The sequence below is a fragment of the Candidatus Binatota bacterium genome (assembly GCA_012960245.1).
In the GTDB taxonomy this organism is placed as follows: domain Bacteria; phylum Desulfobacterota; class Binatia; order UBA1149; family UBA1149; genus UBA1149.
The window spans coordinates 1-13,128 of sequence record DUBO01000048.1; the positions used below are offsets into that span (position 1 = coordinate 1).

The following is a 13,128-nucleotide window of genomic DNA, read 5'->3' on the forward strand; positions in this document are numbered from 1 at the left end:
ATTTTCACCAGTAGTGGTGGGCCGTGCAGGGATCGAACCTGCGACCCGCTGATTAAGAGTCAGCTGCTCTACCAACTGAGCTAACGGCCCGTACTCGTTGAACGTTGCTGTCTAGTGGGAACCGGCAGAAGAGGCAAGAAGCCGCGGATTTACATGCCGAGCTGTATTCGCGCGGCGGCCGACATCATCTCCATCGACCACGGCGGATCCCACACGAGGTACACCCTGACGTCGTCCAGACCGTCGACGGCAGAGACGGCGGTCTCTACCATGCCGGGCATGCTGCCGGCAACCGGGCAGCCGGGAGTCGTGAGCGTCATGCAGATGCGCACGCCCGTGCCCTCGGGGCCTTCGCGTATGTCGTATATCAGCCCGAGGTCGTAGAGGTTTACCGGGATCTCGGGATCGTAGACCGTGCGCAGCGCCTCTATGACCTCCTCGACCGCCGGGCCGGTGAGCTCGGGGCCTGCCAACTCGCCTGGCGGGGGCGCGAGCGACGCGGGGTCAACACCATTGTAGGGGTCGCCGCCTCCGTGGAAGTCGCCCAGGTCGGGTTCGCGGTCAAAGGGAGATTCGAATCCCCCGCGGCCCGAGTAGCCACCACCGGCACTCGATTCGGGCGCCACCGGCGGCTTGCCGGGATAGCCGCTGCTATCGGCCAGGCGTGTATCAGCAGCGCGCGTATCTGCAGCGCCGCCATCCGCTGCTGCGTCGTCGACCGACACTACAGCCTTAGCCAGTTCTTCGTCTTTCAATCGTTCTGCCATTTTTTCATCCCGCGCCGGCACCCGAACAGGGCTCCCGGCAATTACTACTCTGTCTTGGCCACCTCGCCGCCGCCGGCCAGCGCGTTCTCAAGCGTGTGCCAGGCCAGCGTGGCGCATTTTACTCTCAGCGGGTACTTTTTCACCCCTTCGAACACGGCCAACTTGCCCAGCTTACCGGCCTCATCATCAATCTGCTTACCCGTGAGCATCGCGTGCACCCGCGCAAATAAGTCCCGCGCTTCCTGCACGCTGCGACCCTTCAGCGCCTCGGTCATCAGCGAAGCCGACGAGGTAGATATGGCGCAGCCCTGGCCTTCGAACTTCAACTCTTCAACAACGCCGTCGTTTACCTTGAGATACAAGTGCACCTTGTCGCCGCACAGCGGGTTGTAGCCGTCGGCCTGGTGCGTAGCATCGTCCATGGCGCCAAAGTTTCGCGGACGGCGACCGTGGTCGAGTATCGTTTCCTGGTAGAGTTGCCTCAGGTCATCCATCGCCAAACAACTCCGTGAGTTTCAACAGCGCGTCGATGAGCCGGTCCACGTCGTCGTGATTGCTGTACAGCGCAAACGAGGCACGCGCGGTCGCGACCAGGCCCAGGCGTTCCATCAGGGGTTGGGTGCAGTGATGGCCGGCGCGTATTGCCACGCCGAAACTGTCGAGCACCGTACCTATGTCGTGCGGGTGCACTCCTTCGATCACGAAGCTGTGCGCGCCGGTTTTCTCAGCCGCCGTGCCAACGATACGCAACCCTGGTATTTCGCGCAGCCGGCCTTCGGCGTAGTCGAGCAGCTCGTGTTCGTGCGTGGCCACCCGCTCGATGCCCGCGCATTCGAGATAGTCGATGGCCGCACCCAGGCCGACCACTCCTGCCACGTTGGGCGTGCCGGCTTCGAATCGTGCCGGCGGATGGGCATAGGTGCTGCCCGAAAAACTCACCTGTTCGATCATGTCGCCCCCGCCCTGCCACGGTGGCATGGCTTCGAGCAACTCGGCGCGCCCGAACAGGGCTCCGATACCAGTGGGGCCGTAAACCTTGTGCCCCGAGAAGGCGAGAAAGTCGCAGTCGAGCTCCTGCACGTCCACCGCCAGGTGCGGCGTGGCCTGGGCGGCATCCACCAGTACCAGCGCGCCCGCGTCGTGGGCCAGGCGCACGACTTCGGCCACCGGGTTTATGCTCCCCAGTGTGTTCGAAACGTAGTTGAGAGCCACCATGCGCGTGCGCGGCGACAGCAAGTCGGCCAGGGCCTCCAGCTCAAGTTCGCCGGCGTCGTTGATGGGCGCCACCTTTACGACCGCGCCACTGCGCTGCGCCAGCATCTGCCAGGGCACGATGTTGCTGTGATGCTCAAGCTCGGTGATCAGTATCTCGTCACCCTCGCCCAGGTTGGCTCCGCCCCAGGCGTTGGCCACCAGGTTTATGGCCTCGGTGGTGCCACGGGTAAAGACTATCTCGTCCTTGCTGGCCGCGTTTATAAAAGCACGGACCTTTTCGCGCGCGGCCTCGAACGCCACGGTCGCCCGCTGGCTGAGCTCGTGCACTCCACGGTGCACGTTGGAGTTGTCGCGCTCGTAGTAGTTGGCAACAGCCTCGATGACCTGGCGGGGTTTGTGGGTGGTGGCTGCGTTGTCCAGGTAGGCCAGCGGGTAGCCGTTGACCTGCTGGTCAAGCGCGGGAAAGTCCGCGCGCAGATCTGCCAGCGACTGGCTGACCAGGCGCTCCACCGCCGCTTCGACCTCGTCGATCTTCTGTCCTGTAGTGCTCACGATTGCAGCTCGTTACTCCCGACATCCGTGCCGCCGGCCGCCAGCCTGCCAGCCACCAGCTTCTCAAGCTCGCCGAGCAGCTCGCCCTTCAAGACTCCCTGCAAGGCCTCGGTGGCAAAGGCGCGGGCCAGCAACGACGAAGCTTCGTCTACCGACAAGCCACGTTGCTGAAGGTAAAACAGGCTCCGCTCGTCGAGTTGCCCTGTGGTCGCGCCGTGCGTGCACGATACGTCGTCGTTGTAGATTTCGAGTTGAGGCCGCGAACTCGCGTGGGCCCCGTCCGAGAGCAGCAAGACGTCGTTGCGCTGCCCGGCCTTGCTCTGCGACGCGCCCTCGTGGACTACCACGCGACCGGTGAACACACCGCGGCCGTAGCCGTCGAGCACAGAGCGATAAAGTTGATCGGAGCTTCCACCCGGCTCAACATGATCAACAAGCGTATGAAAATCGGCGAGCCGTCGTCCTTTGACCAACGACAGGCCACGCAGCACGGTACGCGCACCCTGACCCTCCAGCCTCACCCTGACTTCGCAGCGCACCAGGCGTCCGCCGGTGACCAGCACCTGCGAGTTGTACTCGGCGCCCTGCTGCACACGGGCTTCTATGCGACCGAGATGCACGACTTCTTTCGATTCGTCCTGTAAGCGCAGGTGGGTCACGCGCGCGTCGCGCTCGAGCAACAATTCGGTCACCGGGTTGGTCACGGCCCTGCTCCGGCCCCCGTACTCGCTCTCCGCCTCTACGCCCACGTAGCGCTCGGTGAGATCGAGCGAACTCCCGGCACCGGCCACCACCAGCACGCGGGGGTGCGCGACGACCTCGTTACCGGTCGAAAAGAACACCAGCTCAACTGCTCGCTCGCAGGCGCAGCCATCGGGCACGAGCACCAGCGCACCGTCGCCAAACAAGCCGGTGTTGAGCTGGGTGATAACACTTTGGTGATCGGCCGCCCCGCCCAGGTGGCGTTCGAGCAGCGCCGCGTGTTCGCCGTTTGCCGGGCTATCGGCCAGGGCTGCGGCAAGGCCAATTACCCGGGCGCCCCCGCCAGCGCCGCCACCGACGCCCGCGCTCGAAAGCTCGGCCGACAAGCGGCCGTCGACAAAGAACGCCAGGTCTGCGCCGCGCTCGTGGGCGGCCCGTGCAAAGCCGGCCGCTAAATCGCCCGCGGCTTCGCCAGCTGCGAGCATCCTCGCCGGCTGCCAGTCGTGTTCGTCTAGTGCGCGCGTGGCCACCGAGGCGGTATACATCCAGTCTTCGTCGTGCACGCCCGGAAAGCCGTCCACGCGCAGGTCAACCATCGACGTGCGCTGCAGCTTTTCGAGCCACGCAGGCTCACTGCCGCCGCGGCCATCGCGCCACAACTGCATAAAATGCCTTACTGCGTGTTCGCCGGCCATTGAGTTCAGGCAGCCGAGGCCGCCGCCTCCTCTTCGAGCCAGCCGTAGCCGCGCTGCTCAACCTCGCGGGCCAGCTCGGCGCCGCCGCTGCGAACTATGCGCCCGCCCATGAGCACGTGCGTGCGGTCGGGCACTATGTAGTCGAGCAGGCGCTGGTAGTGAGTTATGACCAGCATGCCGCGTTCGGGAGTACGCAGGGCGTTTACTCCCGAGCCCACGGCCTTCAGCGCGTCAACGTCGAGGCCAGAGTCGGTCTCGTCGAGTATCGCGAGCCTGGGCTCGAGCATCGCCATCTGGAATATCTCGCAGCGTTTCTTTTCGCCGCCCGAAAAACCCTCGTTCAAGGAGCGATGCAGAAAGGCCTCGTCCATGCCCACCAGCTTGAGTTGCTCGCGGGCAATCTCAAGAAAATCCATGGCGTCGAGTTCGTCTTCGCCGCGATGACGACGGCCGGCGTTGACCGCTGCCTTGAGGAAGTAGCCGGTCGAGACGCCGGGAATTTCCACCGGGTACTGAAATGAAAGAAACACGCCTTCGCGTGCTCGCTCGTCGGCGGCCATGTCGAGCATGTCGCGCCCCTGGTAACTGACACTACCCTTTTCGACCTTGTAGGCCGGATGCCCGGCCAGCAGCAGGGCAAGAGTGCTCTTGCCCGAACCGTTGGGTCCCATGAGGGCGTGCACCTGCCCGGCTTCGAGCTCCAGCTCGAGGCCGTTAAGAATACGGTTGCCCGCCACCGATACGTGAAGGTCCTTGACGCTCAGCAAACTCATCCTACCGCTCCTTCGAGGCTCACTTCCATGAGCTTCTGGGCCTCTACCGCAAACTCCATGGGCAGTTCGCGAAACACCCTCTTGCAGAATCCATTGACTATAATTGACACCGCGTCTTCCTCGCTTATGCCCCGCTGGGCCAGGTAGAAGAGTTGTTCTTCGCCTATGCGCGAGGTCGACGCTTCGTGCTCCACCCGGCTGTTGGGCGTGCGCACGTCGATGTATGGAAAAGTATGCGCGCCGCACTCGTCACCCAGCAGCAGTGAGTCGCACTGGCTGTAGTTGTGCGCGTTCTCGGCGTTGGGTCCCACCTGCACCAGTCCACGGTACGTGTTGTGGGCCTTGCCTACCGAGATACCCTTGGAGATGATGGTGCTCTTCGTGTTGCTGCCGTTGTGTATCATCTTGGTGCCGGTGTCGGCCTGCTGATAATTGTTGGTGAGCGCCACCGAGTAGAACTCGCCCACCGAGTCGTCACCCTGCAGGATCACGCTGGGATACTTCCAGGTGATGGCCGAGCCGGTCTCCACCTGCGTCCACGATATGCGCGAGCGATCCATGGCCAGGCCGCGCTTGGTAACAAAGTTGTAGATGCCGCCCTTGCCGTCCTTGTCACCGGGGTACCAGTTCTGCACCGTCGAGTACTTGATCTCGGCGTCGTCGAGAGCCACCAGCTCCACCACAGCCGCGTGCAGCTGGTTCTCGTCGCGCATGGGCGCGGTGCAACCCTCGAGATAGCTCACATAGGAGCCCTTGTCGGCCACGATCAACGTGCGTTCAAACTGGCCGGTGTTGGCCTCGTTGATACGAAAGTACGTCGACAGTTCCATCGGGCAGCGAACGCCCGGCGGGATGTAGCAGAACGAACCGTCGGTAAACACGGCCGAGTTGAGCGCCGCGTAGTAGTTGTCCGAAGCCGGCACCACGCTGCCGAGGTACTTCTTCACGAGCTCCGGGTGATTCTGTACCGCCTCGCTGAAGGAGCAGAAGATCACCCCGTGGCTGGCCAGTTCCGCTTTGAAAGTGGTGGCCACCGATACCGAATCGAACACGGCGTCAACGGCCACGCCCGCGAGCATTTTCTGCTCGTGAAGCGGGATGCCCAGCTTGTCGAAGGTGCTCAGCAACTCGGGGTCGACCTCGTCGAGGCTCTCGAGTTTTTCTTTCACCTTCGGGGCCGAGTAGTAGCTGATCGACTGCAGGTCGATGGGCGTGTAGTTGACCTTGGCCCAGCCCGGCTCGCCGCGCTTGGCCATGCGCTCGAATCCCTCGAAAGCCTTCAGTCGCATGTCGAGCAGCCACTCGGGCTCGTTCTTCTTGCTCGAGATCAGGCGTATGACGTCGGTAGTCAGGCCGGGCGGCGCGGTGTCCGATTCGATGTCGGTGACAAAGCCGTGCTCGTATTCGGCGTGATCGGCAACCGCCTGGTCAACTGTAGTAGTCTCGCGGCTCACGCCTTGCCCCCGTTGCCCTCGCCTTCCGGGCCGGCGCCAGCCGGCAATGCCGCGAAGGGACTGGGCGGCAGTTGCACTTCGCGCTTGAGCTCGTCGAGTAACTCGACCACGCGGCACTCCTGGTTCACGAGGTCGGCCACCGTGATGTCCTGCAGGACTGTGTAGAGCAGGTTGCTGAGCCATCCCCACAGTGCACGTATGGAGCAGTCCTCGCTGTGGGTGCAGTCTCGCAACTGGCCGGGATGAGAATCGCAGAACTCGTCTGTAAAAAACGACCCCCCGAGAACCCCCAGCGCCTGCCAGACATTGATGTCACCGGCGTCGCGCGCCAGGCGGTAACCGCCGGACGCTCCGCGCGTGCTCGTCACCAATCCGCCGCGCCTGAGCTCACGCATGAGCTTGGCCACGTACTCGTGACTGAGGCCCTCGGCCTCGGCTATGTCCTGTATGCGCAGCGGGCCCTCGCGCTCGCTGGAGCGGGCGAGCTGGGCAAGGCAACGCAGGCCGTATTCTTCCTGCGAAAAGAGATGCATACGGGGAGTGTGACTAAACTATACGGATAAGTCAATATTGAAGCGACGCGGCGCGCCATAGGCCGATTTCAGTCTGTTTTTCCCTGTAGTTCCGCGTAGCTGTGGCCCGCCTCGGGCTGCTCGGACACCGGCAACCCGGAGTCTTTCCAACCCGCTACCGCTACCCCGCCGGCCGGGTCGGGCTCACCGCTGAAACCGCCCCTGACGTCGACGAGCTCGCTGTAGCCGACATCAGCCAGCATCTCCGCCGCCCTGGCCGAACGGCCGCCGCTCTTGCAGCCAACCAGCAGCTTGGCGTCAGTGGCGAAGTTGCTCTTCACCACCGCCAGGAAGTCCGCGTTGGCCTGCATGCGGCCTCCCGGCCCTGCGTTGAGCAAGGGCACATTCCAGGCCCCGGTGGGGTGCCCCTGGTCAAACTCGGGCCGCGATCTGACGTCGAGATATTTGTAGCCCTGCTCCAACATTTCCGCTGCCTCGATTGGCGTGACCCTGTTTGCACTCATGGCCGGCAGCTTATCGGCAGCGGCGGGCAAGGCAAGGCCGGGCGCCGACACCATAAGGGTGCCGGTCACTGCCAGGGCCAGCACGCGCAGCCCACCTGTACATCTGAATCGTTCGCGCATATGTTCTGCCGCCATGAGAAAGACCCGTCGCCCCAACCGGCCAACAATAGCCTCGCGGTCCGACCGCTACCAGCTCTACCTCGACACCGTGCAATCGCCCGAGAGCGACGTCGATTTTTTTATCCGTGCCTACCGCAACGCCTACCCTGGCAACGGCGCGCCGCGTGACCTGCGCGAAGACTTCTGCGGCACGGCCGCCGTGTGTGCCGAATGGGTGAGTCGTCACCGCGACAACCAGGCGCTGGGTGTCGACCTCGACCCCGAGCCGCTTGCCTGGGGTCACGAACACATAATCGACAAGCTCAAGCCCGAGCAGTCTGCGCGCGTTGACCTGCGCGAGGGAGACGTGTTGTCCTGCCGCGGGCCCAAGGCCGACGTGCTGGCCGCGCAGAACTTCTCCTTCTGGTGCTTCAAGACCAGGCCCGAACTGGTGACTTATCTCAAGCGCGCGCGGGCCAACCTCAAGAAAGAAGGCGTGATGGTGCTCGACATGATGGGCGGCAGCGAGGTCATGGAAGAAGACCACGAAGACGTGCGCCGCGAGAAAGGCTTTACCTATATCTGGGAACAGAAACGCTTTGACCCAATAAGCCACGACTGCGAGTTTCGCATCCACTTTCGTTTTCGCGACGGCAGCCGACTGCAGAACGCTTTTTCTTACAGCTGGCGGCTGTGGACGCTTCCCGAGCTGAGCGAACTGCTGGCAGAGGCCGGGTTTTCGTCGAGCTCGGTTTACTGGGAAGACGAGGATTCGGACACCGGCGAGGGCAACGGCGTATATCGTCGCCGTCCCAACGCACCAGCCGAACCCGCCTGGGTGGCCTACGTGGTCGCCAGGAAATAGCCGGCCGCCAAGGCAGCGAGCGTCATTGCGGCAAGCCTCAAGCCCGCGCCGTCTTCCACGAACCTGACTTAAAGGTCAGCACCAACCACACGGCACGCACCGCGTGGTCAAACACCAGGGCGGCCCACACCCACACGATCCCCAGCTCGAGCCCCCACGAAAACAGGATGGCCAGCGGCACCCTGAGCAACCAGTTGCCCGCCGCGGCAGCGAGCATGGGCGTCATCGTGTCACCCGCTCCTCTGTGCGCGCCGCCCAGCGTGAAGTGCAGCTGCAGCAAGGGCTGGGCAAGGGCCACGCAGAGCATGAAGGGCACCAGTACTTCGAGCGTTGCAGGGTCATCGGTAAAGGCCTCGGCCAGTGGTTGCCTGGCCAACGCGCCCACGGCGCCGACCACCACCGCTACCATCAGCGACAAGCGCGCCGCCCGCCAGCCGGCCCGCTCGGCCTGTTCAACATCACCGGCCCCGAGCGACTGCCCCACCAGCGTGGCCACGGCCGCGGCCAGGCCAGTACCCGGTATCCACGAGAACGCCAGCACGCGCACGCCCACGGTGTAGGCAGCCACGGCCACGGTGCCGTAATGACCGAGTACGGCGAAGTAGACCAGCAGGGCCAGGTTCAGTTGCACTCTCTCGCCTATACCTGGTGCGGCTATGCGCGCGACTTCGCGCAGCGTGCCGCGGCATTCGCGGAAGTCGGCAATCGTCAGGGCCATGGGCGACCCGCCGCTCGCGCGCCGGGCGACGCTGATAAACAGCAGCAGTCCTAACGCCTGGGCCACCAGCGTAGCAACGCCGGCTCCCACCAGCTCCATGCGCGGCAGACCGAACATGCCGAAGATCAATCCGAGGTTGAGCAGCACCTTGACCACCGTCACCAGCAACGCGATGAGCAACGGGGTCGTGGTGTCGCGGTCGGCGCGCATCGCGCTCTCCATGGTGAGCGAGACCGCCAGCATGAGGATCGAGGCCATGATCATGCGCAGGTAGGGAATGGCCAGGTTTATTACCAGCTCGTCAGCGTTGAGCAGTCCCAGCAACCAGCGCGGGTTTACGAGCACCGCTCCGGCGATGGCCGCGGCGGTGGCCACGGCAACTATCAGCGACGCAGCGTGGGCGTGGCGGGCCCTGTCGCGCCGGCCCGCCCCTATGGCGCGGGCCACGATGGCCACGCAGGAAAAACCCACTGCAAAAAGAGCCGACTGGCCGAGGAAAAGCATCTGGGTCGCGTAACCCGCGGCAGCCAGCTCGTTCGCTCCCAGCCGCCCGACCATGGCGATGTCGACCAGGCCGAGTACCGTGACCATGACCTGCGACAGCATCACGGGCCAGGCCAGCTGCCACAGCTCGGCGCTGGTTCCGGTCTGCGAACCAAAAACACCGCGCGCACGCGACACGCCCACCGCCAGGGCTGCCAGGGCTGCCGAGGGCAGAGACGGCGAAGCCTCGGCGTCGGCAACGAACCCGGCTTGCTGGTCCACGTCGAGGCCGCCCGCCGCGTCGCCCTTGCCCACATCCACTCGTTCTTCGTTATCCGCCAAGCTCTTGCACCGCCGTAAAACGGGCACGCTTGCGCGCACGAGTCGAACACTCAAGCAGCCGGTCTCGTTGAAATTGCTGGCCGGCAACATACAATCCCCCCGCAATGTCGCTCAACATCTACGAAAAAATCTGCGCCGAGCACCTCGTCCACCAGGAACCCGGCCAGGACCCCGTGCTCTACATCGACCGTCACTACGTTCACGAGGTGACCTCGCCGCAAGCCTTCGAGGGACTGCGCATGGCCGGGAGAAGCGTGCGACGGCCGGGGCTGACCTTTGCCACCATGGACCACAACATACCCACGACCTCGCGTGACCAGCCCATCGCCGACCCGCTGTCGGCCCGCCAGGTTGAAACGCTGGCGGCCAACTGCAGGGAGTTTGCGGTCACGTGCTTTGACATGCACGACCCGCGCAGTGGTATCGTGCACATCATCGGTCCCGAGCTGGGCCTGACCGAGCCGGGCATGACGGTTGTCTGCGGAGACAGTCACACGTCCACGCACGGGGCTTTCGGAGCCCTGGCTTTCGGCATAGGCACGAGCGAGGTCGAGCACGTGCTGGCCACGCAAACGCTGCTGAACCGCGCTGCCCGTACGCTGCAGGTCAAGGTGGACGGCCAACTCGCAGCCGGCGTCACGGCCAAGGATCTCGTGCTGGCCATCATCGGCCGCCTGGGCACCGCCGGCGGTACAGGCTTCGTGATCGAGTACACCGGCAGCGCCATACGCGAACTCTCCATGGAAGGCCGTATGACGGTATGTAATATGACCATCGAGGCCGGCGCGCGCGCGGGCCTGGTGTCGCCCGACGACAAGACGGTGGCGTACCTCGAGGGCCGCGAGTACCTGGAGGGCCGCGACTTCGACAGCATGGCCGAGGGCTGGCTGGCCTGGGCGTCGGACGAAGGCTGCACCTACGACGAAACCCTTGAGCTCAACGCCGCCGATGTGGAGCCACAGGTCACCTGGGGCACCTCGCCGGGCATGGTCACCGGCATCCTGGGCCAGGCCCCTACCCTGGCCAACCTGTCCGACACCGCAGAGCGCGATACGGCATCACGCGCGCTGCAGTACATGGACCTGCGCGAGGGACAGGCAATGACCGACATCACGGTCAACCGGGTATTCATAGGCTCGTGCACCAACGGCCGCATAGAAGACCTGAGGGAGGCCGCGCGCGTGGCCGCCGGTCACACGGTCGCCGCCCAGGTAGACCAGGCGCTGGTGGTACCAGGCTCGCAACAGGTCAAGGCCCAGGCCGAGGCCGAAGGACTCGACAAGGTATTTACCGAGGCTGGTTTCGAGTGGAGGGAGTCGGGCTGCTCGATGTGCCTGGCCATGAACGACGATGTTCTGAGCCCGGGCGACCGCTGCGCGTCAACCTCGAATCGTAATTTTGAAGGCCGCCAGGGCAAGGGCGGGCGCACCCACCTGGTGAGCCCGGCGATGGCAGCCGCGGCGGCGGTCACGGGGTCTTTTACCGACGTGCGTGACTGGGATTACAAGTAGGCCCGCGGGCAGGACAACAGGCAGCAATGGAAAAGTTTGAAACCTTCAGCGGACTGCTGGCGCCACTGGACGCCCAGCACGCCGACACCGACCAGATCATCCCCAAGCAGTTTCTCAAGCGCGTGGAGCGGACCGGCTACGGCGAGTTCCTGTTCTTCGACTGGAGGTTCAACGACGACGGTTCGCTGAACCAGGATTTCGAGATGAACCACGATCGTTACCAGGGGGCCTCGATCCTGATCGCGCGCGACAACTTCGGCTGCGGCTCGTCTCGCGAACACGCGCCCTGGGCGCTTAAGGGTTACGGCATTCGTTGCATAGTGGCGCCCTCGTTCGCCGACATCTTCTACAACAACTGCTTCAACAACGGGCTGCTGCCCGTCGCGCTGGCGGCAGACACCGTCGACAGGCTGTTCGGGGAGTTGCGGGCCAACGAGGGTTACGCGCTCAAGGTAGACCTCGAGCGGCGGCTGTTACTGACCCCCTCGGGCGAAGAAATCCCTTTTGAGCTCGACGACTTCCTGCGCGACCGGCTTCTCCATGGCTGGGACCAGGTAGGGCTCACGCTGCGTCACGAAGAGGCGATCACGCGTTGGGAAAAAGACCACGGCATCGACTGACCTCCGCGCGCGGACTTACGCTCATTGGGTCGGTCACGTACGACGATCCACCAGTGGCCGGGGGCGGGGCTTGGTCTCCTCTCCCGACTGGTGGACGCGCCAAAGCGCAACAACACGACGTGGGGAGATCTCCATGGAAAAGAAACGAAGAATTTGAAAAACCAGCTAGTATGGGTCATCCCGATTGCGTGCTACATTCTTCAACACGAGTAGGGACATGACCTTATACGCTAAGCCACGAACACAACGACCATCTGCTTCCTTTATCTTCGCGGGACTCACCACATTCCGCACACGATCATAACGGCCTTGGAGCTGGCACGGATGCAGGATGAATTCGAAGTGCTGGCGCTCGTGTCTGGGAAAGCCCCCTATAAGTTGATCGAGCGTATCACCGAGGGTTTCGATAAAACCCCTCTCTGCATACCCCGACTACCGTTACCGTTGCGGTATAGATTCATGAACTTCTACGGCCGAACTCATCCTCCCCCATACACGATGTTCAAGCGATGTGTGCCTTGGATTAGTAACGCGAAATGCATAGTCAGCGTATCCCATAACGACGCACGCAAAATCCGCAGGCTCGGAGTCCATAAACCAAAACTAGTTTTTCAAGACCACGGTGTAGGTGACCGTGCGTATGGTTTTGACCCTGAGCTGCGAAACTTCGACCACGTTCTGCTGCCCGGGCGTAACCACAGAAAGCGCCTCGAAGAAGATTGTGGTCTCCATTCAAACATGACGACAATCGTCGGCTTCCCGAAGCTGGATCTCTACCGGCACATCCCACCGCCAGAAGTAATTTCTTTTCCAGAACAACGACCCGTCGTCTTATACGCGCCCCATTTTGATCCCGAGTTTTCCTCCTGGCACCGTTGGGGGCACACCGTACTCGATTTCTTTCTCGAGTCGAATGCCTACAACCTCATCTTCGCGCCTCACCTCGTGTTGAACCAGAGGTGTCGAAAACGGGGGCACGATATCGATCTTGGCAAGTACAGTCGCGCGCCACATATCTTTTGTGATCTTGGCAGCGACAAGAGTGTCGACATGACTTACATTCGATCAGCTGACGTCTATCTCGGAGATGTCAGTAGCCAAATCTACGAATGGATCGCGCACAAGCCTCGGCCGGCGGTTTTTCTGAATACACACCGGGTGAGTTGGAAAGCTGACTCCAGCTACCGTTGCTGGCGCTATGGTCCGGTGGTCAATGCAACCAGCGAACTAGCCGCCGCCTTCGAGCGAAGTCGCGATCTCCAATGGCTGAACGTCCAGAGGGAGGCACTTCCCAGC

At 63.1% G+C, this 13,128-nt stretch carries 13 protein-coding genes and 1 tRNA gene; 4 read left to right on the plus strand and 10 right to left on the minus strand.

Going from position 1 to position 13,128, the window contains the following annotated elements; genetic code table 11:
* Positions 1-14: 14 nt before the first annotated feature.
* From EYQ35_08390 to EYQ35_08430, 9 genes are all read right to left on the minus strand, one after another.
* A tRNA-Lys gene (locus EYQ35_08390) sits at positions 15-90 on the minus strand.
* 59 nt (positions 91-149) lie between these two features.
* Complete coding sequence (locus tag EYQ35_08395; GenBank protein ID HIF64154.1) at positions 150-767, minus strand: DUF59 domain-containing protein; 618 nt, start codon at positions 765-767, stop codon at positions 150-152.
* A gap of 44 nt (positions 768-811) precedes the next feature.
* The gene (locus tag EYQ35_08400; protein ID HIF64155.1) at positions 812-1,261 is read right to left on the minus strand and encodes an SUF system NifU family Fe-S cluster assembly protein; all 450 of its coding nucleotides are present in this window, start codon (positions 1,259-1,261) and stop codon (positions 812-814) included.
* A complete protein-coding gene (locus EYQ35_08405; GenBank protein HIF64156.1) occupies positions 1,254-2,513 on the minus strand; it encodes a cysteine desulfurase in 1,260 nt (419 codons plus the stop codon). Before EYQ35_08405 ends, EYQ35_08400 begins: the two co-directional genes overlap by 8 nt.
* A gap of 17 nt (positions 2,514-2,530) precedes the next feature.
* A complete protein-coding gene (sufD, locus tag EYQ35_08410; GenBank protein HIF64157.1) occupies positions 2,531-3,901 on the minus strand; it encodes a Fe-S cluster assembly protein SufD in 1,371 nt (456 codons plus the stop codon).
* 35 nt (positions 3,902-3,936) lie between these two features.
* Complete coding sequence (gene sufC / locus EYQ35_08415; protein HIF64158.1) at positions 3,937-4,698, minus strand: Fe-S cluster assembly ATPase SufC; 762 nt, start codon at positions 4,696-4,698, stop codon at positions 3,937-3,939.
* 2 nt (positions 4,699-4,700) lie between these two features.
* The gene (sufB, locus tag EYQ35_08420; GenBank protein HIF64159.1) at positions 4,701-6,341 is read right to left on the minus strand and encodes a Fe-S cluster assembly protein SufB; all 1,641 of its coding nucleotides are present in this window, start codon (positions 6,339-6,341) and stop codon (positions 4,701-4,703) included.
* Positions 6,155-6,691 carry an Rrf2 family transcriptional regulator gene (locus EYQ35_08425; protein ID HIF64160.1) on the minus strand — a complete coding sequence of 179 codons (537 nt, stop codon included), beginning with the start codon at positions 6,689-6,691 and terminating at the stop codon, positions 6,155-6,157. Before EYQ35_08425 ends, sufB begins: the two co-directional genes overlap by 187 nt.
* Positions 6,692-6,759: 68 nt before the next feature.
* Positions 6,760-7,194: a rhodanese-like domain-containing protein gene (locus tag EYQ35_08430; protein HIF64161.1), complete on the minus strand. Its 435-nt coding sequence runs from the start codon at positions 7,192-7,194 to the stop codon at positions 6,760-6,762.
* Between the two features lie 133 nt (positions 7,195-7,327).
* Here EYQ35_08430 and EYQ35_08435 point away from each other — a divergent pair, with 133 nt between their 5' ends.
* Positions 7,328-8,158, plus strand: coding sequence for a class I SAM-dependent methyltransferase (locus EYQ35_08435; protein ID HIF64162.1), 831 nt, complete (start codon positions 7,328-7,330; stop codon positions 8,156-8,158).
* Positions 8,159-8,195: 37 nt separating this feature from the next.
* On the opposite strand, the gene EYQ35_08440 is transcribed toward EYQ35_08435, so the two are convergent.
* On the minus strand, positions 8,196-9,791 hold the full coding sequence (locus EYQ35_08440) for an MATE family efflux transporter (protein ID HIF64163.1): 1,596 nt from the start codon (positions 9,789-9,791) through the stop codon (positions 8,196-8,198).
* Between the two features lie 14 nt (positions 9,792-9,805).
* Here EYQ35_08440 and leuC point away from each other — a divergent pair, with 14 nt between their 5' ends.
* The 3 genes from leuC to EYQ35_08455 form a co-directional block, all read left to right on the plus strand.
* Positions 9,806-11,212: a 3-isopropylmalate dehydratase large subunit gene (gene leuC, locus EYQ35_08445; GenBank protein HIF64164.1), complete on the plus strand. Its 1,407-nt coding sequence runs from the start codon at positions 9,806-9,808 to the stop codon at positions 11,210-11,212.
* 26 nt (positions 11,213-11,238) lie between these two features.
* Positions 11,239-11,832: a 3-isopropylmalate dehydratase small subunit gene (leuD, locus tag EYQ35_08450; GenBank protein HIF64165.1), complete on the plus strand. Its 594-nt coding sequence runs from the start codon at positions 11,239-11,241 to the stop codon at positions 11,830-11,832.
* 738 nt (positions 11,833-12,570) lie between these two features.
* Positions 12,571-13,128, plus strand: a 558-nt coding sequence (locus EYQ35_08455; protein HIF64166.1) for a hypothetical protein, incomplete at its 3' end; no start/stop codon positions are given.

What these genes read in the sequence shown, in the direction of transcription:
- EYQ35_08400 (HIF64155.1), bottom strand. Translation starts at nt 1,261, where the DNA reads ATGGATGACCTGAGGCAACTCTACCAGGAAACGATACTCGACCACGGT.
- EYQ35_08395 (HIF64154.1), bottom strand. Translation starts at nt 767, where the DNA reads ATGGCAGAACGATTGAAAGACGAAGAACTGGCTAAGGCTGTAGTGTCG.
- EYQ35_08440 (HIF64163.1), bottom strand. Translation starts at nt 9,791, where the DNA reads ATGTTGCCGGCCAGCAATTTCAACGAGACCGGCTGCTTGAGTGTTCGA.
- leuD (HIF64165.1), top strand. Translation starts at nt 11,239, where the DNA reads ATGGAAAAGTTTGAAACCTTCAGCGGACTGCTGGCGCCACTGGACGCC.
- EYQ35_08430 (HIF64161.1), bottom strand. Translation starts at nt 7,194, where the DNA reads ATGAGTGCAAACAGGGTCACGCCAATCGAGGCAGCGGAAATGTTGGAG.
- sufB (HIF64159.1), bottom strand. Translation starts at nt 6,341, where the DNA reads ATGGCTCAGCAACCTGCTCTACACAGTCCTGCAGGACATCACGGTGGC.
- leuC (HIF64164.1), top strand. Translation starts at nt 9,806, where the DNA reads ATGTCGCTCAACATCTACGAAAAAATCTGCGCCGAGCACCTCGTCCAC.
- sufD (HIF64157.1), bottom strand. Translation starts at nt 3,901, where the DNA reads ATGCAGTTGTGGCGCGATGGCCGCGGCGGCAGTGAGCCTGCGTGGCTC.
- EYQ35_08435 (HIF64162.1), top strand. Translation starts at nt 7,328, where the DNA reads ATGAGAAAGACCCGTCGCCCCAACCGGCCAACAATAGCCTCGCGGTCC.
- EYQ35_08425 (HIF64160.1), bottom strand. Translation starts at nt 6,691, where the DNA reads ATGCATCTCTTTTCGCAGGAAGAATACGGCCTGCGTTGCCTTGCCCAG.